At 65.8% G+C, this 19,426-nt stretch carries 18 protein-coding genes and 1 tRNA gene; 12 read left to right on the top strand and 7 right to left on the bottom strand.

From position 1 onward, the window contains the following. Nucleotides 1–42 precede the first annotated feature (42 nt). The gene (locus AC5FRZ_RS05900; protein ID WP_170093814.1) at nt 43–795 is read left to right on the top strand and encodes a winged helix-turn-helix transcriptional regulator; all 753 of its coding nucleotides are present in this window, start codon (nt 43–45) and stop codon (nt 793–795) included. Nucleotides 796–895: 100 nt separating this feature from the next. Beyond that, nucleotides 896–1,189: a DUF8011 family protein gene (locus tag AC5FRZ_RS05895; RefSeq protein WP_493564148.1), complete on the top strand. Its 294-nt coding sequence runs from the start codon at nt 896–898 to the stop codon at nt 1,187–1,189. A 40-nt stretch (nt 1,190–1,229) separates the two neighbouring features. Here the strand turns inward: AC5FRZ_RS05895 and AC5FRZ_RS05890 are convergent, their stop codons facing one another. After that, nucleotides 1,230–2,375: a CBS domain-containing protein gene (locus AC5FRZ_RS05890; RefSeq protein ID WP_170093812.1), complete on the bottom strand. Its 1,146-nt coding sequence runs from the start codon at nt 2,373–2,375 to the stop codon at nt 1,230–1,232. 126 nt (nt 2,376–2,501) lie between these two features. Between AC5FRZ_RS05890 and AC5FRZ_RS05885 the strand changes: the two genes are divergently transcribed. Then, nucleotides 2,502–2,810: a lycopene cyclase domain-containing protein gene (locus AC5FRZ_RS05885; protein ID WP_170093811.1), complete on the top strand. Its 309-nt coding sequence runs from the start codon at nt 2,502–2,504 to the stop codon at nt 2,808–2,810. Between the two features lie 346 nt (nt 2,811–3,156). Continuing rightward, nucleotides 3,157–3,642, top strand: a complete 486-nt coding sequence (locus tag AC5FRZ_RS05880; protein ID WP_493564147.1) for an HTH domain-containing protein — start codon at nt 3,157–3,159, stop codon at nt 3,640–3,642. Here AC5FRZ_RS05880 and AC5FRZ_RS05875 read toward each other — a convergent pair. The 3 genes from AC5FRZ_RS05875 to AC5FRZ_RS05865 all read right to left on the bottom strand — a co-directional run bounded on the left by AC5FRZ_RS05875 (nt 3,639) and on the right by AC5FRZ_RS05865 (nt 5,225). Next, nucleotides 3,639–4,358: a helix-turn-helix domain-containing protein gene (locus AC5FRZ_RS05875; protein ID WP_170093809.1), complete on the bottom strand. Its 720-nt coding sequence runs from the start codon at nt 4,356–4,358 to the stop codon at nt 3,639–3,641. The genes AC5FRZ_RS05880 and AC5FRZ_RS05875 overlap by 4 nt on opposite strands. Before the next feature lie 80 nt (nt 4,359–4,438). Further along, nucleotides 4,439–4,795 (bottom strand): hypothetical protein, encoded by a 357-nt coding sequence (locus tag AC5FRZ_RS05870; protein WP_493564146.1) that lies wholly within the window; start codon nt 4,793–4,795, stop codon nt 4,439–4,441. A 356-nt stretch (nt 4,796–5,151) separates the two neighbouring features. Further along, nucleotides 5,152–5,225: transfer RNA gene (locus AC5FRZ_RS05865), tRNA-Val, on the bottom strand. Nucleotides 5,226–5,461: 236 nt separating this feature from the next. Here AC5FRZ_RS05865 and trpD point away from each other — a divergent pair. From trpD to trpG, 4 genes are read left to right on the top strand one after another with little or no spacing between them, the layout of a single operon-like run. Continuing rightward, complete coding sequence (gene trpD / locus AC5FRZ_RS05860) at nt 5,462–6,460, top strand: anthranilate phosphoribosyltransferase (RefSeq protein ID WP_493564145.1); 999 nt, start codon at nt 5,462–5,464, stop codon at nt 6,458–6,460. Next, nucleotides 6,457–7,113 (top strand): phosphoribosylanthranilate isomerase, encoded by a 657-nt coding sequence (locus tag AC5FRZ_RS05855; protein ID WP_372479352.1) that lies wholly within the window; start codon nt 6,457–6,459, stop codon nt 7,111–7,113. The genes trpD and AC5FRZ_RS05855 overlap by 4 nt, the downstream gene beginning before the upstream one ends. After that, nucleotides 7,110–8,729 carry an anthranilate synthase component I gene (gene trpE / locus AC5FRZ_RS05850; RefSeq protein ID WP_493564144.1) on the top strand — a complete coding sequence of 540 codons (1,620 nt, stop codon included), beginning with the start codon at nt 7,110–7,112 and terminating at the stop codon, nt 8,727–8,729. Before AC5FRZ_RS05855 ends, trpE begins: the two co-directional genes overlap by 4 nt. Next, a complete protein-coding gene (gene trpG / locus AC5FRZ_RS05845) occupies nt 8,726–9,346 on the top strand; it encodes an anthranilate synthase component II (protein ID WP_170093804.1) in 621 nt (206 codons plus the stop codon). Before trpE ends, trpG begins: the two co-directional genes overlap by 4 nt. A gap of 27 nt (nt 9,347–9,373) precedes the next feature. On the opposite strand, the gene AC5FRZ_RS05840 is transcribed toward trpG, so the two are convergent. Continuing rightward, nucleotides 9,374–9,556, bottom strand: a complete 183-nt coding sequence (locus AC5FRZ_RS05840; protein ID WP_493564143.1) for a DUF8029 family protein — start codon at nt 9,554–9,556, stop codon at nt 9,374–9,376. A gap of 528 nt (nt 9,557–10,084) precedes the next feature. On the opposite strand from AC5FRZ_RS05840, the gene AC5FRZ_RS05835 reads away from it, so the two are divergent. Further along, nucleotides 10,085–13,246, top strand: coding sequence for an adenosylcobalamin-dependent ribonucleoside-diphosphate reductase (locus AC5FRZ_RS05835; protein WP_493564142.1), 3,162 nt, complete (start codon nt 10,085–10,087; stop codon nt 13,244–13,246). Nucleotides 13,247–13,501: 255 nt separating this feature from the next. Next, the gene (locus tag AC5FRZ_RS05830; RefSeq protein WP_170093802.1) at nt 13,502–14,245 is read left to right on the top strand and encodes a PspA/IM30 family protein; all 744 of its coding nucleotides are present in this window, start codon (nt 13,502–13,504) and stop codon (nt 14,243–14,245) included. 34 nt (nt 14,246–14,279) lie between these two features. On the opposite strand, the gene AC5FRZ_RS05825 is transcribed toward AC5FRZ_RS05830, so the two are convergent. Continuing rightward, nucleotides 14,280–15,797, bottom strand: a complete 1,518-nt coding sequence (locus AC5FRZ_RS05825; RefSeq protein ID WP_493564141.1) for a molybdopterin-dependent oxidoreductase — start codon at nt 15,795–15,797, stop codon at nt 14,280–14,282. A 192-nt stretch (nt 15,798–15,989) separates the two neighbouring features. Here AC5FRZ_RS05825 and AC5FRZ_RS05820 point away from each other — a divergent pair, with 192 nt between their 5' ends. Together AC5FRZ_RS05820 and AC5FRZ_RS05815 are read left to right on the top strand one after the other, a co-directional pair. Then, the gene (locus tag AC5FRZ_RS05820) at nt 15,990–16,109 is read left to right on the top strand and encodes an HVO_2523 family zinc finger protein (protein WP_015762719.1); all 120 of its coding nucleotides are present in this window, start codon (nt 15,990–15,992) and stop codon (nt 16,107–16,109) included. A gap of 156 nt (nt 16,110–16,265) precedes the next feature. Beyond that, nucleotides 16,266–18,758, top strand: coding sequence for a PAS domain-containing protein (locus AC5FRZ_RS05815; RefSeq protein WP_493564140.1), 2,493 nt, complete (start codon nt 16,266–16,268; stop codon nt 18,756–18,758). Here AC5FRZ_RS05815 and AC5FRZ_RS05810 read toward each other — a convergent pair. After that, entirely contained in the window at nt 18,755–19,417 is a 663-nt protein-coding gene (locus tag AC5FRZ_RS05810) for a TVP38/TMEM64 family protein (RefSeq protein ID WP_493564139.1), read from the bottom strand. The two genes, AC5FRZ_RS05815 and AC5FRZ_RS05810, sit on opposite strands and share 4 nt — an antisense overlap. Nucleotides 19,418–19,426 lie beyond the last annotated feature (9 nt).

Here is a 19,426-nt window from a genome sequence, read left to right as displayed (position 1 = left end):
GCGAATCGGGGGTTAATTATGCGTTATAACCGTAGTTCCAGTATGGAGTACCGCGTTGACGAGATCGACAAACGCATTCTCTACTACCTGGCTCAGGATGCCCGAAACACGGCCGCGCCGGAGATCGCCGAAGAGATGGAGGTGACACCGGCGACGATCCGCAACCGGATTCGGCAACTCGAACAGGAGGGGGTGTTGCGGGGATATCTCGCGGACATCGACTACAAGTCTATCGAGGGACACGTCACCTACCAGTTCAGCTGTACCGCACCGATTCCGGAGCGTGATCGGCTTGCACAGTCCGCGCTGGAGGTCTCCGGAGTCGTGACCGTCCGGAAGCTGATGACCGGGAACTCGAATCTCACGATAACCGTCGTCGGCTCGGATACGAGCGATGTCGGCCGTATCGCGGGCGAACTGTCGGACCTCGGAGTGACGATCGAAGACGAGAACGTCATCGATGGGGCGTACCATCGACCGTACGATCCCTTCGGCCCGGAAGACGCACCGAAGGGGCCGTCCCTGACCGACTTCATGAGCCTCGCCGGTGGCGCGGAAGTCGTCGAGTTCACGGTGTCAGAGGGAGCGGCGATCACCGGGCTGACGATCGAGGAGGCCGTCGAAGACGAACTCCTGAGCGACGAGATGCTGGTGGTCGGTGTCGAACGCGGCGGCGACGTACTCACGCCCAAGGGCGAGACGGTCATCGAGACCGGCGATGTCGTCTCGCTGTTCTCGAAGACGGGACTGGAGAGAGACGCTCTCGAAGTGTTCGGGACCGAATCGACGCCCTAAGCCGTCGACGACCTGGTGCGTCTCTCGACGGCCAGGGCGTCGGGAGGTGCCCACCGCGATATCACACGCTATTTGAGCCTCGGCGCGAAGCGTCCACACGATGCCCTCCAGAATCGAAGCCGTCCTGTTCGACGAACCGTCCGGCAGTCCCATGCCTCTCATCATGTTCTCCGGCGCGGTACTGTTCGTGGGCGTCTACGCCTACGGTGCCCTGCGTGGCGGTGCGAACAGCTACTTGCTCGTCATGGCCGCGGGCTCTACCCTGTCGGGGATCGCAGAGTCCCTGCCGACGGATCGTCGACGGATCGCAGGCGTCCTGCGTGTCACCGCGATACTGATCCTGCTGGCTCTGGTCGCCGTCGTCCTGTTCGCACCCGATCAGGTTCTCGCCTGAGCGCTCACTCCCTTCGACCGAAAAAAGCGCCGCTGACAGCCTACAGCTCGCCCAGCTTCCGCAGCAGCTGGCCGCGGTACTCCTCGTCGGCGCGGACGCCTTTCATCTCCAGGACGTTACGCTGGAGCTTGTCGAGGGCGACGTTGAACGCCGTGTCGGAGCCGTAGCCCTCGCCGGAGCCGGCGGCCTGTCCCTTGTTGGTGCGCAGGCGGATCTGACACTGGATCAGTGGCGTGCCACGGAGCTTCTCTTTGTGTTCGTGGAAGCGCACGTGGGCGTGCTGGACCTGCATGTCCTGGTACTTGCTGGCCACGTCGCCGATCTCCTCGCGGATGTCGTCCCGAGAGATCGTGTTGTCCAGGAGGTTGATGTTGGTGATCTGTACGTCCATGTGGTCCTCCTCGGTGAACGTCAGCGCGCGGAGCACGTCCGTCTTGGTGACGATGCCGGCGACCAGCGAGTCGTCGTGGTCCGGCGTGACCACGAGGCCGGCGAAGTCGTTTTCGAGCATCCGCTCGACGGCGTCGCGAACGGAGTCGTCAAGCGAGGTCGTCTCGACGGGGCTGTTCATCACGTCGTAGACCGGTAGATCGAGGACGCGGTCGTTCTCGCCCGAGCGGTCGCCCCGCGTCGCCTTGTTCATGTCTCGGACGACCACGTCGACGATGTCGTGGGTCGTGACCATGCCAGAGAGGTCCCCGTCGTCGTCGAGCACGGGGATACGAGAGATGCCGTGCTTGCGTAGGAGGTTGATCGCTTGCCCGACGTGGGTCTCCTCGGTGATCGTCACGACGTCTTTGGTGTAGATCTGTTCGACGGTGAGAGCATCGAGATTCTCCAGGACGGCGTCGAGAATGTCGTCGCCCGTGACGACGCCCCACAGAGAGTCGCCCTCGAAGACCGGTGCGATCTTCGCACCGCCCTCGACGAGGACGCGAGCGACCTCGCGGACGTCGTCGTGGCGTTCGACTTTCGGGGCCGACCGCATCATCGCACCTGCCTTCGCGTTGTCCTCGACGTGGGACTGGACCAGCTGCTTCTGGGTAATCACGCCGGCGTACGCCCCGTCCTCGGTGATGACGATTCCCTTGGGGTTCTCGCGCTCGAAGATCGAGCGCACTTTCCCGAGGCGGACATCGGCGTCGAGTTCAACAAAATCACTAGTGGCAATATCAGCTATATTCATCGTACTTCCCATTACGAGGGTTCGACGCCGGAGGTAATCAAAGTTGGTTCCGGTTCCAGCCCCTGAGAATGCTCGTCGGACTCGTTCACCCCCGCAGTTCATTGTGCCAGCGCCCGAACACCCGGCGTGCTCCCGGACATCACCGTCCTCGGTCCGTACACGTACCTCGCGACAGAGATCGTGTGGGGTCTCGTCGCGGCCGGCCTGCTCTGGTACGCCGACGCGGCCCGGACTGCCGCCCGAACGATCGCCGTCCTCTATCCGTTCGCGTACGTCTGGGACTGGTATACGCTGGAGGTCGGCGTGTTCGCGATCCCGATGCGAACCGGCGTCGAACTGCTGGGGATCCCGATCGAGGAACACATCTTCATGCTCGTCGTTCCGGCGATGGTCGTCGGCGCTCACGAGACACTCGCGCGACTCGACGACGACTGACGCTGTCGGCTGTTCGTCCCGTGGCCGTCGCAACCGAGGGAGCGATATCGTAACGCGCCGACACAGACGGTGCGAGGCGGTACCGGAGAGCCAGCGACGACGGCGACCGTTCTCCGACCGCAGCAGCGAGACACCGCGGACCGATCAGTATAGTATTTCTTAAACATCCGATTATAGTTGGAAAGCGTTTCTCCCTGTGAGTTGAACGATCACAGAACCAGCTGCTGTCAAAGCTAGTGCAAAACCGCTCTACCCACTATTTTGTATGTGAATGTTACCCACGTCAACGGGTCCACGCAAAGTATTAGTGTGATGCGCGTGTTCTGACACGTAGATCAACTGAACCATGTCCGATACCCCCACCCCCCACATCGAACTCTACGTCCGGTCGCTCGTTCCGGACGGTGCCCACGAGCGACAGGCGGCCGTCATCGAGCGACTCGAAACGCTGGACCAGGACGACGCGATCGAAGACTTCTCGGTCATCGTCTGGGGCAAGCAGGTGTCCAGAGAGTCGGCGGCCGCTCACACAGAAGAGGGTCGGTACATCCTCAATCGCGTCGCCGAGTTCAAGCAGTGGGCGCTGTCGAACAACGTCTCGCTGGAGTCGTTCTACCAGACGACCGAGATCTCCTCGGAGATCACCGACGACTACTCGGCGATGATCCTGCCCGTGATGGGGCTGGCCGAGTACGAGGGCGGGGAACTCCAGCACGTGGCTCCCTGTACGAATGGTGACGTGGTCCACACGATCATGGACCGGCTCGAACGCCTGGAAGCCGGCGAACCACCGGCCATCGAGCAGGAAGCGAGCAACGCCTCGATCGTCTAGAGGCTGCCGTCAGCGAACTGTTCGACGGCCTTGCCCTCCGCTCGCTGTAACCGGTACTGTACCGTCGATCGCGGCACGTCCAGTCGCTCGCCCAGTTCGCCGACAGTCGTCTCCCGTGGCGTCCGGTAGTATCCCGCGTCGACGGCCGCTTGTAGGGTTCGACGCTCCTCGACGGTGAGATCGGCGTCGAAGGCATCGTCGCCGCGCCAGCCGTCGATCCCGCCGACGTGGCCCAGTTCGAGCGTCAGTCCGTCTCTGAGGTTCCGCTCGATCGCGTCGTACAGCTCGCCGACCGGCGTCGCTTCCGGCATCAGGACTCGCCAGACGTACTCGTCGCCGGACCGTTCCGCGTCGAACAGCACCCCGTCGCCCACGTAGTCGACGGCCAGATACGGGATAGAGTGACAGCGGTCGATCTCCTGGCGGCGCGTGTAGACCAGGCGATGCTCCGGACCGGCGTCCAGAAGCTGGTACTCGCGTGTGGACGAACACTGCTCCATGTCCAGACACTCGTTACAGATCGACTCGTCGAGATAGAGATCGTCGAGCCGGTCGAGCACGTCCGACGGGCCGACGATGCGGTCGATTCGCCACATCGCGTCCGCGTTGGCGAAACAGGCCTGCGAGCGAGCGTAGAGCGACGGAGTCTCGACGAAGAGGTCCATCAGGTCGTCCGCGCCCGACTCGTACTGGACCGTGAACTCGAACTCGCGCATACGCGGAGGTCGGTTGGCTATCTCCAAGTGGATTTCGTTCCGAGACGCCGATCGGCAGCCCCGCGGCGGAGAAACACCGCTCAGACTGTCGTTTGCAGGCGCTCGGCGTAGGGACCGACCGTGTCGTCGTCCAGGAGTGTCTCTACGATCGTCTTCACGCCGACTTCGGCGTCGTAGGCCGGCCGCCCCTTCCCCGTCGCCGACGTGGTCCGCTCGGTCGACAGCAGGTCGTCCGCCGCGAGCGATCCCAGCGCCGACACGACCGCCTGTCGTTCGACGCCGCCGAACGGATCACGATCGACCGTATCGAGCTGGTCCTTGATCGTCTCTGTCACCACGTGGGACTGGACCGGAGTCTCCCCTTCGATGGTCAGTTCGGCGACCGCCAGCAACACGAACTGTTCGAACGGCCGACGTGAGCAGATCGTCTCGTCCATGTGGTCACACTCTGGCGGACGGCGTATGAAGCTATTGGGACCGCCGATATCGTGCGCGAAAAATTGTGACACAGCCGGCACACCGTCGTCCAGCGGCGGTTTCGAAACGCCGGCTTCCGAGAGGCCACCGCCGAGCCACACGCGACACTCACGAGGACGTGTCCCCGAAGCGGTGCCGTCTGTCGACTGGGGCGGCATCAAGACCGGCGAACGAATCGCTTCGCTCGCGGTTTGTGTCGTCAAAAATGGGTTGGGGCGGATTTGAACCGGAATCAGACGTGCTCGCTGCGCTGTGCGCGACTGATAGGGTTCAAATCACCGCGCCATTCACTTCTCACGTCCGTTCGTCGCAGAAATGGGTTGGGGCGGATTTGAACCGCCGGCCTCCTCCATGTCAAGGAGGTGTCATAACCAACTAGACCACCAACCCGCGTTGGCTTCTATCTACACTCATCCGTTGCAGAGGGGTATAATTGAATGTTTCGAAAGCGAATCCCAGCGCCGTCTGTGGGTTGTGGACATGGTGCGGTCGAGCGCGATTCGAGCGACACGGCGTGTCCGCTCGGGCGATGTCCCGATATCGAATCCGTCACGTGGTCCCGACAGCCTTATTTGGATGTACGAGGTTGTACATTACAACACGAAAGAGTTCATTGGTGGCCCACAATGCAGGAATACATCGAACGCGTGACCGAGGGAGAGGATCTGACACAGGACGAGGCTCGCGAGGCGGCGACGGCGGTCTTCGAGGACGCCACGGAGGCCCAGATCGGGGCGTTGCTGACGGGCCTTCGGGCGAAAGGAGAGACCGAGGCCGAGATCGCCGGCTTCGCCGAGGGGATGCGCGACGCCGCGCGGACGATCGACCCCGACCGGAGGCCGCTGGTCGACACCTGTGGCACCGGCGGCGACGACTACGACACGATCAACGTCTCGACGACGAGCACGATGGTCGCCGCGGGTGCCGGCGTCCCCATCGCCAAGCACGGCAACTACTCCGTCTCCTCCTCGTCGGGGAGCGCGGACGTACTGGAGGTGGCCGGCGTCGACGTGGAGGCCGAACCGCCACAGGTCGAGCAGGCCATCGAGGACGACGGGATCGGGTTCATGCTCGCGCCCGTCTTCCACCCCGCGATGAAGGCCGTCATCGGCCCGCGCAAGGAACTCGGCATGCGGACCATCTTCAACATCCTCGGACCGCTGACCAACCCCGCCGGTGCGGACGCGCAGGTGCTCGGCGTCTACGATCCGGCCCTCGTGCCGACGATCGCGGAGGCGCTGGCCCGGATGGACGTCGAGCGAGCGATGGTCGTCCACGGATCGGGGCTCGACGAGATCGCGATCCACGGGGAGACCGTCGTCGCAGAGGTCACCGGCTCCGAGATCGAGGAGTACACGCTCGTGCCGGAAGACATCGGGCTGACGACGGCCGACATCGAAGACGTGGCCGGCGGCACGCCCGAAGCGAACGCCGAGGACCTGCGAGGGATCGTCGAGGGGACCGTCACCGGCCCGAAACAGGACATCATCCTCGCGAACGCGGGCGCGGCGATCTACGTCGCCGGTGAAGCCGACAGCCACGAGGCCGGCGTCGAGGCGGCTCGCGAGGCGATCGAGTCCGGCGACGCCGCCCGGAAGTTCGACGAGCTCAGAGGCGAGGCATGACGCGGGTCAAGGTCTGTGGTATCACTCGCCGCGAGGACCGCGAGGCCGTCGTCGCCGCGGGCGCAGACGCGATCGGCGTCATCAACGGCGTCAGCGTGGACACGCCCCGCGAGGTCGACGACGAGACCGCGGCCACGCTGGTGGCTGGCGTGCCACCGCTCGTGACGAGCGTGCTGGTGACGATGCCCGAGGCCGTCCAGTCCGTGGCCCGCCGCGTCGAGACCGTCCAGCCAGACGTGGTGCAGGTCCACGACGGACTGACCCCGACACAGCTGGGCGCGCTCCGGCGACGCGTCGACGCGCAGCTGGTCGCCGTCGTCGACGCCGACCACGCCGAGATCGAGGCGTACGCCGACGCCGCGGACGCCCTCCTCGTGGACTCGGTCGACGCCGAAGGCGGCGGCGGCACCGGCGAGACCCACGACTGGGACCGGACGCGAGAGATCGTCGACACGCTGGACGCGCCGGTCGTCCTCGCGGGCGGACTCACGCCCGAGAACGTGGCCGAAGCCGTCGGGACGGTCCGACCGTTCGGCGTCGACGTGGCCTCCGGCGTGGAGGCCGAAGGCGGCGTCAAGGACCACGACGCCGTCCGCGCGTTCGTCCAGCAGGCAAAGCGCGCCGACCCCGCGGCCGTGGAGGCGGGACAGTGACCCTCGACATCGACCGCGAGACGTTCGTCGACCGAGCGACCGCCGACGGCCCGGTCTCGGTGCGAGCGGTCGCGGAGCTGTCGGCCGACGTGGAGCCGCTGGCGGCCTACGCCGCGCTGACCGGCCGGACCACGGACGGTGCCCCCGGCAAAGGCGGCCACACCTTCCTGCTCGAAAGCGCGGAGAAGGTCGCCTCCAGCGACCCCGACGGCGCGTTCGCACCGGCGACCGACGACCGCCACGCCCGCTACTCGTTCGTCGGCTACGACGCCGACGCGGTGATCACGGTCGACGACGAGACCAGCGTCGAGGTCTTCGACGACCGGATCGCCGACCTCGTGACGACCGACGGAGGCGACGTGTTAGACGACCTCCGGGCGGCCATGCCGGACGTGGAGCTGCGGGGCTTCCCGGACCACGACCGCCAGCACCTCGACGGTGGCCTCGTCGGCTTCCTGGCCTACGACGCCGTCTACGACCTCTGGCTCGACGAGGTCGGACTGGATCGACCGGACTCTCGCTTCCCCGACGCACAGTTCGCGCTGACGACGACGACGCTGCGCTTCGACCACGTCGAGGAGACGGCCGCGCTCGTGTTCACCCCGATCGTCCGACCCGGTGACGATCCCGGCGCGCGCTACGACGCGCTGCTGGACGAGGTCGAACGGGTCGAGGCCGTCCTCGACGGAGCCACAGACCTCGAAACCGGCAGCTTCGTCCCCGCCCACGAGGAGGCCGGGCCACGCGACGAGTACGAAGACGCCGTCGAACACGCCAAGGAGTCCGTTCTCAGCGGCGATATCTACCAGGGCGTCATCTCGCGCAAGCGGGAACTGTACGGTGAGATGGACCCGTTGGCGCTGTACGAGTCGCTGCGGGCGGTCAACCCGTCGCCGTACATGTACCTGCTCGACTACGACGGGCTGAGCATCGTCGGCGCGAGCCCCGAGACGCTCGTCTCCGTGGCCGACGATCGGATCGTCTCGAACCCGATCGCGGGGACCTGTCCGCGCGGGACGAGCCCGGTCGAGGACCGCCGCCTCGCGGGCGAGATGCTCGCCGACGACAAGGAACGGGCCGAGCACACGATGCTGGTCGACCTCGCTCGCAACGACGTGCGCCGGGTCGCAGCGCCCGGGAGCGTCCGCGTCGAGGAGTTCATGAACGTCCTGAAGTACAGCCACGTCCAGCACATCGAATCGACCGTGACCGGCACGCTCGACGAGGAGGCAGACGCCTTCGACGCCGCGCGGGCCACGTTCCCGGCAGGGACACTCTCGGGTGCGCCCAAGATCCGGGCCATGGAGATCATCGACGAACTGGAGCAGTCGCCACGCGGCGTCTACGGCGGTGGCGTCGGCTACTTCTCCTGGACCGGCGACACGGACTTCGCGATCGTGATCCGGTCGGCGACGATCGAGCAGTGCGAGGGGCCGGCGGGTGTCGACGGTGAGCACACCCAGCGGACGACGGTCCGGGCCGGTGCCGGGATCGTCGCCGACTCCGTCCCCAGTGGGGAGTACGAGGAGACCGAGAACAAGATGGGCGGCGTGCTGGACGCCGTCGAGCGCATCCGAGAACCCGCGGCCGACGCGAACGAGGAGGTGTCCCGATGAGCGACGCCGAGGCGGCCGACGGCGACCGACCGACGGTGCTGTTCGTCGACAACTTCGACTCCTTTACCTACAATCTCGTCGAGTACGTCTCGGAACACGCCGACACCGAGGTACTGCGCAACACGGCGACACTCGCCGAGGTCCGGGCCGTCGATCCGGACGCGATCGTCGTCTCGCCCGGTCCGGGCCACCCGAAGAATGACCGCGACGTGGGCGTCACGATGGCCGTGCTGCGAGAAGTCAGCCCCGAAGTCCCGACGCTCGGGGTCTGTCTGGGGCTGGAAGCCGCCGTCTACGAGTACGGCGGGACGGTCGGCCGCGCGCCCGAACCGATCCACGGGAAGGCGTTCCCGATCGACCACGACGGCGAGGGGGTCTTCGCCGGACTCGATCAGGGGTTCCAGGCCGGTCGCTACCACTCGCTGATCGCCGACGAGGTGCCCGACTGCTTCGACGTGACGGCCACGACCGACGTGGCGACCGACGACGGGACGGTCGAACTGGTGATGGGTGTCCGCCACCGCGAGCACCCGATCGAAGCGGTGCAGTTCCACCCCGAATCGGTGTTGACTGCAGTCGGCCACGACCTCATCGAGAACTTCCTCGACGGCCTCTGAACTGTCGGCGGCGTCTGTCGATCCCGGTCAGAGCACGGAGATGCCGAGCAGTCCGAGCAGGTAGAGCACGCCGACGGCGACCGCGGCGAGAACGACCAGACGCCACGCGAACTTGAGGACGATCCGCCCGATCAGGATCACGACAGCCAGCGCGACGAGGCCGACCAGCAGGGCGGGGATCGTTCCGAACCCACCGATAGTCAGGAGCATACCGGCTACTCACCGCCCACCGGCATATGCTTTGTCGCCGCCCTCTCTCGCCGCGTCGCCGCGCCGGGACACGGCGAACGTATCAGAAACAAAAAATGCAAGACTGAACGACGACGGCGCAGCGTGATCGGCCGGCGAGGATCGCCGGCCGTCCGTGGAATCTCCAGTCGAAACCCCCAATGGTTTCGACTGAAATTTCGGCCCTCGTCTGGTGGTTTTCGGGAGCCGCTTTTCACTTTCACTCCGGTCTCGCTCCATTAATATGCTATCGGCGTTTGCTATGTACCGTACAGCGAATCACGTGCGCTGCCCGCTGGATCGTGGCTGATATTACCCACCAGTGATACTTCGCATAGCGTCGAAACCACCCGGCGGTCTGTCTCCCGTCGCGTGCCCGCAGGGACACGTATCGCTGGGTATTTAGCAATCCGTGCAAACACAAACGTCGTTACGAATGAGAGGATCTACACGTACCATCGAGAGGGGTATCGCCCGACAGACGGCCACTGTCGGCAGGAGGACCGAGGAATGAGCGACGCAGGTGCAGGTGCCGACGAGGTACAGTTGCCGATCAAGCGAACGACCGGCGACACGCTCGAAGACCGACTCACTGGTAACGCCTACCACAACATTCTGCCCGCCCGCTATCTCCGCAAGGACGCCGACGGCGAGTTGATCGAACAGCAGGAGGATCTGTTCGATCGGGTCGGCAAGAACGTCGCCCTGGCCGAAGCCGTCTTCGAAGCCGACAAACGGGGCGTCGACGTGACGGTCACGCCGGACCAGCTCAAACCCGACCACCCGCGGCGTGACGAACTCGCCGGCGAAGTGTTCGGCAAGGGAACCACCGTCGGCGACGACACCGAGACCGAGCTGTCGGTGTACAACGTCAACAAGTTCGCCTACGACACCGTCGTCCCGGAACTGCCCGACGAGGTACGAGACCACGTCGAGGACGTGGCCGGCGAGTTCCAGGACGCGATGGAGAACCTTTCGTTCATGCCGAACTCGCCGACGCTGATGAACGCTGGCGACGAGCTACAGCAGCTCTCTGCCTGTTTCGTCGACTCGCCCGACGACGACATCGACGACATCCACCAGACCGCCAAGGAGGCCGCACAGGTCTTCCAGTCCGGTGGTGGCATGGGCTATGCCTTCTGGCAACTGCGGCCATACGGCGATCAGGTCGGCTCGACCGGCGGCATCGCTTCGGGCCCGATCACGTTCATGCGCACGTACGACCAGATGTGCGAGACGATCGCACAGGGGGGTGCCCGCCGTGGCGCGCAGATGGGCGTCATGCGCGTCTCCCACCCCGACGTCATCCAGTTCATCCACGCCAAGAACAAGGACGTCTCGCTGGCCGAGACCCTGCGACTGAACGACCCCGACGACTTCACGCACAACTCCTTCGCCGAGGCCCTGGAGGAGGCCCGCGAACTCATCGACGAGGACGGCAAAGTCCCGAAGCACCTCCGTAACGCCGTCGAGGGCCACCTCTCGAACTTCAACATCTCCGTCGGCATCACCGACGACTTCATGGACGCGCTGCAGGCCGGCGAGGAGTTTACCTTCACCAACCCGCGGACGAACGAGCCCCACGTCGCCACCGAGGAGACCGCGGAACTGTACGAGATGTTCGACCTCGGCGAGTACGTCGAGGCCGGCGAAGTGCTGTCGATCCCCGCCGAGAAGCTCTGGGAGCGCATCATCGGCGGCGCACACGAGAACGGCGAACCGGGCGTGATCTACCTCGAACGCGTCAACAAGCAACACTCCTTCGACGTGGAGGAACACCCAGATCACCGCATCCTCGCGACGAATCCCTGCGGCGAGCAGCCGCTCGAAGAGTACGAGGCCTGTAACCTCGGGCACATCAACCTCTCGACGCTGGCCGACCAGGATGCCCCTGACTGGCGGGTCTGGTCCCAGCAACACGCCGACGAGTACGACGCGCTCGAAGACGCCGTCGACGCCTTCCTCGACGACGCACTGGACAACGAGGAGTTCCAGCGCCGCATCGAGCTGGGCACGCGCTTCCTCGAGAACGTCGTCACGATGTCGGACTTCCCGGTCGAGAAAATCGAGGAGAAGGTCCGAGAGATGCGCAAGATCGGGCTGGGCATCATGGGACTGGCCCAGCTGTACATCCAGCTCGGGGTCAAGTACGGCTCCGACGAGGGCGACGAGATCGCCCGCCAGATCATGCGCCAGATCAACCACGGCTCGAAGTGGGCCAGCCACGAACTCGCGGCGGATCGGGGCACCTTCGACGAGTGGGACAACTCCAAGTACGCGGACCCGACGGCGTACCGCGAGTGGTTCGAGTCCCAGACCGGCCTCGACGCCGACGAGTGGGAAGACGGCTTCCCGATCCGCAACCACAACACGACGACCATCGCCCCGACGGGCACCACCTCGATGGTGGGCAACACCACCGGCGGCTGTGAACCGATCTACAACGTCGCCTACTACAAGAACGTCTCCGACGACGTGCAAGGCGACGAGATGCTCGTCGAGTTCGACGACTACTTCCTGCGCGTGCTGGAGGCCAACGACATCGACGTCGACGCCGTCAAGGAGGAGGCCCAAGAACAGATGGCCGACAACGCCTTCGACGGGGTCGACGGCCTCTCGACGGTGCCCGACGCGATCGGTGAGCTGTTCGTCACGACCGGCGACCTCACGCCGAAAGAACACGCCGGCATCCAGTGTGCCTGCCAGCAGGGCGTCGACTCCGCGATCTCGAAGACCGTCAACGCGCCCAACGATTCCACGCTCGAGGACGCCCGGGAAGTGTTCGAGTACATCTACGAGCACGGCGGCAAGGGCGTCACCTACTACCGCGACGGCACCCGCAGCAAGCAGGTGCTGACGACGCGGGCCCAGAACACCGAGTTCGCCGACATGGACGAGGGCGAGATCGTCGCCCAGATCGAGGAGGTCTTCGACGGCATCGAGGGCTTCCTCGAACACGAGGCCGTACAGGACGCACTCGATCAGCAGGTCGAGTCGCTGCTGGAAGTGGCCGACGGCGAGCAGCCCGAGACCAACCCGTTCGCCGAAAAGCAGAGCCGACCGGACGTGCTCCACGGTGTCACCCAGCGCATCGACACCGGCTACGGGAAGCTGTACGTCAACATCAACGAGGACCCAGAGCGGGAACGGCCCTTCGAGCTGTTCGCCAACATCGGGAACTCCGGCGGCTTTACGGCCTCCTTCACCGAGGCCCTGGCCAAGACCATCTCGACGGCGCTTCGCTCGGGCGTCGATCCCAAGGAGATCGCAGACGAACTGCAGGGCATCCGCTCGCCCAAGGTCGCCTGGGACAAGGGCGAACAGATCCAGTCGATCCCCGACGCCATCGGTACGGCGATGCGTCGCTATCTCGACGACGAGATCGACAAGGCGTACCCGGACCAGGCAACGCTCGAACAGACCGCCGAAGACGAGGCCGGCAGTGCAGATCCGAACGTGCCCGAGACCGACGGCGGTGCCGTCACCGCCGACAGTTCGGCCACGGACGCGGCGAGCACAGAACCGTCGTCGCCGGGCGAGGCCACCGACGCCGACCAGCAGGAACTGATCGACGCGGGCGAGAATCCGGAGTGTCCGGAGTGTAGCTCGCTGTCGCTGTACTACTCCGAAGGCTGCAAGACCTGCGAGTCCTGTGGCTGGTCGGAGTGTTGAAGATCTGACTGCGGATCTCCGTGGCCGATCGTCGGCCACACCCGGGGCCAAGAGCGTGTGACACTCTCGGTTTACGACGTTGCCGTTCTTTTCTGATCGAGGCGACTGGCCGACTATTCACACGACGCTGATACGCAACTGGTCGGTTCCTGAATACACACCCGAAAGCACGATTAACCGCCACTCAGCCGTCTTGTGGTGTACCATGGACAGTGCTTCCGACCGACACGGCCGCATCGAACGGAGGGAGCGCCCGTGAGTCTGCTCCGGCGCTTTGGCTTCGTCGTCCGGTCGTGGCTCAACGCCCTGTTGAACCGCGTCGAAGACCCCGTCGCAGAGCTGGACTACTCCTACGAACAACTCCGGGACGAACTCCAGGAGATCAATCGCGGCATCGCCGACCTCACCACCCAGAAGAAGCGCCTGGAGATGCACCGCGAACGCCTGCGGGCGGCCGTCGAAAAGTACGACGAGCAGAGTCAGGAAGCGCTCCGACAGGAGCGTGAGGACCTGGCGAGGCGCGCCCTGGAGAAGAAACACGCGACGAGCGATCAACTCGCTGGCCTGGACGAACAGATCGATCGCCTGCAAGCGACGCAGGACCAGCTCGTCCAGCGCCAAGTCGAACTCCGGGGACGAATCGAGGGGTTCCGAACCCACAAGGAGACGCTGAAGGCACGCCACGGGGCGGCCGAGGCGTCGGCTCGCGTCGCCGAGGCGTTCACCGGGGTCGGCGGTGACATGGCCGACGTGAACCGTGCCATCGAGCGCGCGACCGAACGGACCGAGCAGATGGAGGCCAGAGCGGCCGCACTCGAAGAGCTCGAAGCGAGCGGTGCGCTCGACGACGTGCTCGCAGAGGGCGACGAGATCGACCGGGAACTGGATCGGCGCTCGACCGAACAGCGGGTCGATCGCGAACTCGATCAGCTGAAGACCCAGCTGGGGCGCGAGACCGAGGGATCCCAGAGTGTCGACGTGGACGGGGCGACGAGCTAACCTGCCGTGTCGCGCGCTGCCGTTCGCTGGCGGGTTACTCTACCGTCCTCGACACCCACCCGCTGGGGCCGTGGGGGAAAGCCTCGCGTTCGGTCTCGGGCTGGACCGTCCCGTCGGCCTCGATCGCGCGGGCGACGACCTCGTGTTCGCCGGCCGGGGGCTCGTACTCGAAGGCCCACTGTCGCCACACGTCCGGCGCGTGTGGCGTCTCGCCGGGATCGCCGGCCCAATCGACCGACTCGACGAGGGGCGCTGAGAGGCGCGCCTCCGACCAGCTGTCGCCGCCGTCGGTCGAGACTTCGACGGCCGAGACGCCACGCGTCCCGGCGTAGGCGTGGCCGCCGACCTGCACGCGGCCGTCGGGCAGGGTGTTCTGGGCGTGGATCTTCGCGACGGTCTCGACCGGCCCGGTGCCGTGCCAGCCACGTTCCTCCCAGTAGCCCTCCGCGTCGCGGTCGATCACCTCGATCTCGGTGATCCACTTGACGTTGATCTCGCCCCAGTGGCCGGGCACCAGCGCCCGGGCCGGGTAGCCGTGGCTCTGTGGCAGCGGGCGGCCGTTCATCCGGTAGGCCAGCATCGCGCCGTTGAGCGCGTCGATCGGGAACACCTGGTAGTAGTCGTCGGCAGCGTGGACCCGCACGCAGTCACAGTCGCTGTCGGGCCCCGCTCGCTCCAGCAGCGTCCGGACGGGGACGCCGGTCCAGAGAGCGTTGTCCATCTTCGTCCCGTTGAGCGACTCGCCGACACAGCGCAGCGTGTGAAACTCCGTCCGAGCGTCCATCGACCGCAACTGTTCGTAGTCGACCGTGATCTCCTCCTCGACCGAGCCGGTCACCGAGAGGGTCCACTGGCTCGCGTCGACCTCGGGATCGACGGCGTTGATGTCGACGCTGAAGAACTCGTCGCTCACGAGCGGTTCGAGTCCGTCGACGGCCAGCGACTGCTCTGTGGCCGCTTCGAGGGCGTCACGCACCGCCGGACTGGCGTCGTCCGGGATCGTCGCGGTCGGCTGGCTGGTGTCGTCGGTCAGGACGCTGGCGACGACGCCGAGTCCAGCCGCCGTCCCCAGCGACGCGAGGACGCGCCGACGATCGGGATTCGTCGCGCCGCGGGCCGGGAGCGAGCCCGACAGCCCTGCGAGGCCGAGTGTGAGCGCCGTCCCGACTGCGGCACCACCGCTCGAAGGGACAGAGCCCGTCAGTAGCGTCGCGACGCCGAAGACGACGGCACCGGCGACGACGGGGCCGACGGCGCGGTTGGCGAGTCGATCCCCGAGCGTACCGGCGACGCGTGCGACCGCGGCGACGACGCAGACGGCCACGAACGCGGCGGCGACGAGGTTCAACTGCTGGCCGAGCGAACCGAGAAACTGGATCGCCAGCGAGACCACAGCGCCGGGCATCCGCCGGGCCAGCCACCGCTCGATCGGTGACGCGACGAACGACGGGGTGAAGCCGACGGCGGCGAACGAGCCCACGACGGCCGCGACGCCGGCAAACAGCGCCACCGCGTCGTCGGCCGACGGACGAAGGCGGGCGAACCGTGTCATGCCCGTTGCTGGGGACACGACCACCTTAACGGTTCTTCGGATTCCGTACCAAATTCACACTGCCGGCTGTCACTTCGTGACGAGCTTCGCCACCCCGGGGTGGCGAAATCGGCCACAGATGTACAGCCGATAGTATCACCCACGACGCCGAACGTCGACACGCTCTTGCCCGACCGCGCCCCAGAGAGAGCCATGACCGAGACCGGTGGGCGGCCCTGTCCGATGTGTGAAACGCCCATGTACCACCGCCACTGCAAGTACGTCTGTCCCGTACACGGGGTCGTGTACGACTGTGCCGACACGTTCTACTGATACTGCCGGCCGCCAGTCTGGGCGGGTTTTACGTTCCTTGGGTCGCGGGTCGCTTGCAACAGTGACAGCGCGACGACCGGGATCGACGCCGGCCCGTGGCTCGTCATATCGACACAACTACACATTTTTATACGGTGGGCGACAGAGACTCGTGTAATGACCCAGCCTGGGGACGGGGTTCGGGTGCTCCACGTGGACCACGACCCGCAGGTCCGACACGCCGTCACGGCGCGGCTGGCAGACGACGCCGTCGTCGTCGAGAGCGTCTCGACCAGTGGAGCGGCAGTCGAGGAACTCGCCGACGGCCGGTTCGATTGTGTCGTCAGCGGCCACGACGAGCAGGCCCTCGACAGCGTCGCGCTCCTCGAAACCGTCCGGTCGGAGTATCCGGACCTCCCGTTCCTGCTGTTTACCGACGCGGGCAGCGAAGCGCTCGCCAGCGAGGCGGTCGCTGCCGGCGTCACCGAGTACCTCCCTCGCGACGGCGACGACGGGTATCGCACGCTCGTGGATCGGGTCGAGGGAACGATCGCGGAGTACAGAGCGACGACGCCGATCGAACAGCAAGAACAGCGCCTCTCGACGCTGGTGTCGAACCTCCCCGGGATGGTGTATCGCTGTCGAAACGAACCGGGCTGGCCGATGCAGTTCGTCAGCGCGGGAGTCCGGGAGCTGACCGGCTACGAGCCCGACGCACTGGAGAGCGGACGGATCGACTGGGAGACCGACGTAGTCCATCCCGAGGATCGCGACGACATCCGGGAGGCGGTCCAGTCGGCACTCGACACGGGCGAACCGTTCGAAGTGACCTACCGGATCGAGACGGCCGACGGGCAACGACGGTGGCTGTGGGAGCGGGGCCAGCTGCTCACGCGCGACGACGAGACGGAGATTCTGGAGGGGTTTATCACGGACATCACGGCTCGCAAGGAGCAGCGCCGGGCGCTCGAAGAGCAGCGAGCGTACGTCGAGGACGTGTTGAACTCGCTCGAAGATCTCTTCTACGTCGTCACACCCGACTGGTCGCTGCGCCAGTGGAACGAACAGGTGGTCGACGTGACGGGATACAGCGACGAGGAGATCGCGGAGATGACTGCACTGGAGTTCATCGCTCCCGAGGACGTTCCCACGGTCGAAGCTGCCATCGAGCGTGCGATCGAGAGTGGCTCGTCACGATACGAGGCTGCGGTGCAGACGAAATCCGGCGAGACGATTCCGTACGAGTTCCACGGCACGGCGCTGTCGGACACGACCGGCGAGTTCCTCGGCATCGCCGGTGTGGGCCGTGACGTGACCGAGCGCAAGGAACGGGAACAGACGCTACGCCAGTACGAGACGCTGGCCGAGAGCGTCGCGGACCCGATGTACGTGATGGCTCCCGACGGGACCATCGAGATGATCAACGACGCGCTGGCCGACCACATCGGCTACGAGCGGTCCGAGATCGTCGGGGCGTCGCCCGAGGAGTTCGTCGTCGGAGACGGCGTCGAGCGGGCCGAGGAACGCATCCGCGAGCTGTTGACCACCGAGCGAGACGTGGCGACCTTCGAGATGCGGACGGTCGACGACGACGGCGAGGAGACCTACAACGAGACGAAGATCGCCGTCATGACCGACGGAGACGGCGAGTTCGAGGGGACGGCTGGCGTCATCCGAGACATCACCGAGCGGATGGAACGTCAGCGAGAGCTAGAGCGCTACGAGACGATCCTGCAGGCGGTTGGCGATCCCGTCTACACGCTCGACGCCGAGGGGCAGTTCACCGTCGTCAACGACGCGATGGCGGCGCTCTCGGGCTACGATCGCGAGCAACTGGTCGGCGAGCACATCTCGAAGCTGATGACCCCAGAGGACGTTGCGGCCGGGGAAGACCTCATCGCAGAACTGCTGGCCGATCCTGACCGGACGAACGGGACCTTCGAGATGGCACTCCGGACGGCCGACGGAACCCAGATCACCTGCGAGAACCACGTCGCCCTGCTGCCGGCCGAGGATGGTGGATTCAGAGGGACCGCCGGAGTCATCCGGGACATCACCGAGCGCAAACAGCGCGAACGACAGCTCGAACAGTTCGCCAGCGTCGTCAGCCACGACCTCCGGAGCCCGCTCAACGTCGTTCAGGGACGCGTCAACCACGCCATGGCGACCGGCGAGCTCGAGCACCTCGAAGACGCGGCCGATGCCGCCCACCGGATGGAAGCGCTCATCGGCGACCTCCTCACGCTCGCCCGCCAGGGACAGCGAGTCGGCGACCTCGAACCGGTCGCTCTCGACGTGGTCGCCGAGGGGGCCTGGTCGCAACTCAACGCCGACGAGAAGGAACTCGTCACCGAGACCGACAGCCGCGTCGAGGCCGACTTCGACAGACTCCAGGAACTGTTCGACAACCTGTTTCGAAACGCGATCTCCCACGGCGGAGCCGAGACGGTCCGCGTCGTCGACACCGACGACGGGTTCGCCGTCGTCGACGACGGGACAGGGATTCCGCCGACTCAGCGTGAGACGATCTTCGAACGGGGGTTCACGACCAGCGAAGAGGGGACCGGATTCGGACTGGCGATCGTCGACACCATCGTGAGGGCTCACGACTGGTCGATCACGGTCGGGCAAAGCGACGCGGGCGGTGCGCGCTTCGAGGTCACGACCTAGTTGCGGGAGGGGCGACCCGACCTGACGTGACGGTACGCAGGCCCCGCCAACAACACGACCGCGACCGCGAACGAGCCAAGCAGCACGTGCAGGCCCGCACTCAACCCCTCGGTCGAGAGGGTCCGCATCGACGCACCGGCGAGCACTTCCACGAACACCCACGGAATCTCTCCGAGGAACGTCCCGACGACGTAGGCCCGCGTCGAGACGCCGGAGAAGCCGGCACCGTACGAGACCGGATCTGCGGGGAGCGGCGAGAGGCGCGCCGCGAGAACGCCGCGAGTCGCGCCCGTGACGGAGATGAACCGCCGGCCCGCGTCGTTGAGCCGGGCGAAGAGGCCGCCGCCGCTGCGCCCGGCATAGCGGGCGAACAGGAAGGGCGGGATCGTCGTCAGCGTCGCCCCGACCAGTGCGACCGGGATCCCGTACCGGAGGCCCAGTACGTAGCCCACCAGCGCGGAGATCGGACTGATCGGCCAGGCAAACAGCGGGCGAACGAGATACAACACGAGCAGCGCCGCGCCGAACTGGAGGGGGTGAGCCGAGAGATGTGCGACCTCGTCGAGCAGTTGCCGGGGCGAGAGCTCTAGCGACGCGACGACCACGAGCGCGGCGAAGACCACGACACCGCCGAGTTGCCGTCGCGTCGACTGTTTCATCGGTCGAAA

The sequence above is a fragment of the Halomicrobium sp. HArcht1-1 genome (assembly GCF_058933285.1).
The sequence above is the reverse complement of the archived record's forward strand: the minus strand, read 5'-3'. Positions and strand labels throughout refer to the sequence as shown.

Coding starts and splice junctions, on each gene's coding strand:
- AC5FRZ_RS05880 (WP_493564147.1), top strand. CDS start 3,157: ATGTCCGATACCCCCACCCCCCACATCGAACTCTACGTCCGGTCGCTC.
- AC5FRZ_RS05855 (WP_372479352.1), top strand. CDS start 6,457: ATGACGCGGGTCAAGGTCTGTGGTATCACTCGCCGCGAGGACCGCGAG.
- trpD (WP_493564145.1), top strand. CDS start 5,462: ATGCAGGAATACATCGAACGCGTGACCGAGGGAGAGGATCTGACACAG.
- AC5FRZ_RS05820 (WP_015762719.1), top strand. CDS start 15,990: ATGACCGAGACCGGTGGGCGGCCCTGTCCGATGTGTGAAACGCCCATG.
- AC5FRZ_RS05900 (WP_170093814.1), top strand. CDS start 43: ATGGAGTACCGCGTTGACGAGATCGACAAACGCATTCTCTACTACCTG.
- trpG (WP_170093804.1), top strand. CDS start 8,726: ATGAGCGACGCCGAGGCGGCCGACGGCGACCGACCGACGGTGCTGTTC.
- AC5FRZ_RS05825 (WP_493564141.1), bottom strand. CDS start 15,797: ATGACACGGTTCGCCCGCCTTCGTCCGTCGGCCGACGACGCGGTGGCG.
- AC5FRZ_RS05875 (WP_170093809.1), bottom strand. CDS start 4,358: ATGCGCGAGTTCGAGTTCACGGTCCAGTACGAGTCGGGCGCGGACGAC.
- AC5FRZ_RS05835 (WP_493564142.1), top strand. CDS start 10,085: ATGAGCGACGCAGGTGCAGGTGCCGACGAGGTACAGTTGCCGATCAAG.
- AC5FRZ_RS05840 (WP_493564143.1), bottom strand. CDS start 9,556: ATGCTCCTGACTATCGGTGGGTTCGGAACGATCCCCGCCCTGCTGGTC.
- AC5FRZ_RS05895 (WP_493564148.1), top strand. CDS start 896: ATGCCCTCCAGAATCGAAGCCGTCCTGTTCGACGAACCGTCCGGCAGT.
- AC5FRZ_RS05810 (WP_493564139.1), bottom strand. CDS start 19,417: ATGAAACAGTCGACGCGACGGCAACTCGGCGGTGTCGTGGTCTTCGCC.
- AC5FRZ_RS05815 (WP_493564140.1), top strand. CDS start 16,266: ATGACCCAGCCTGGGGACGGGGTTCGGGTGCTCCACGTGGACCACGAC.
- AC5FRZ_RS05870 (WP_493564146.1), bottom strand. CDS start 4,795: ATGGACGAGACGATCTGCTCACGTCGGCCGTTCGAACAGTTCGTGTTG.
- AC5FRZ_RS05890 (WP_170093812.1), bottom strand. CDS start 2,375: ATGAATATAGCTGATATTGCCACTAGTGATTTTGTTGAACTCGACGCC.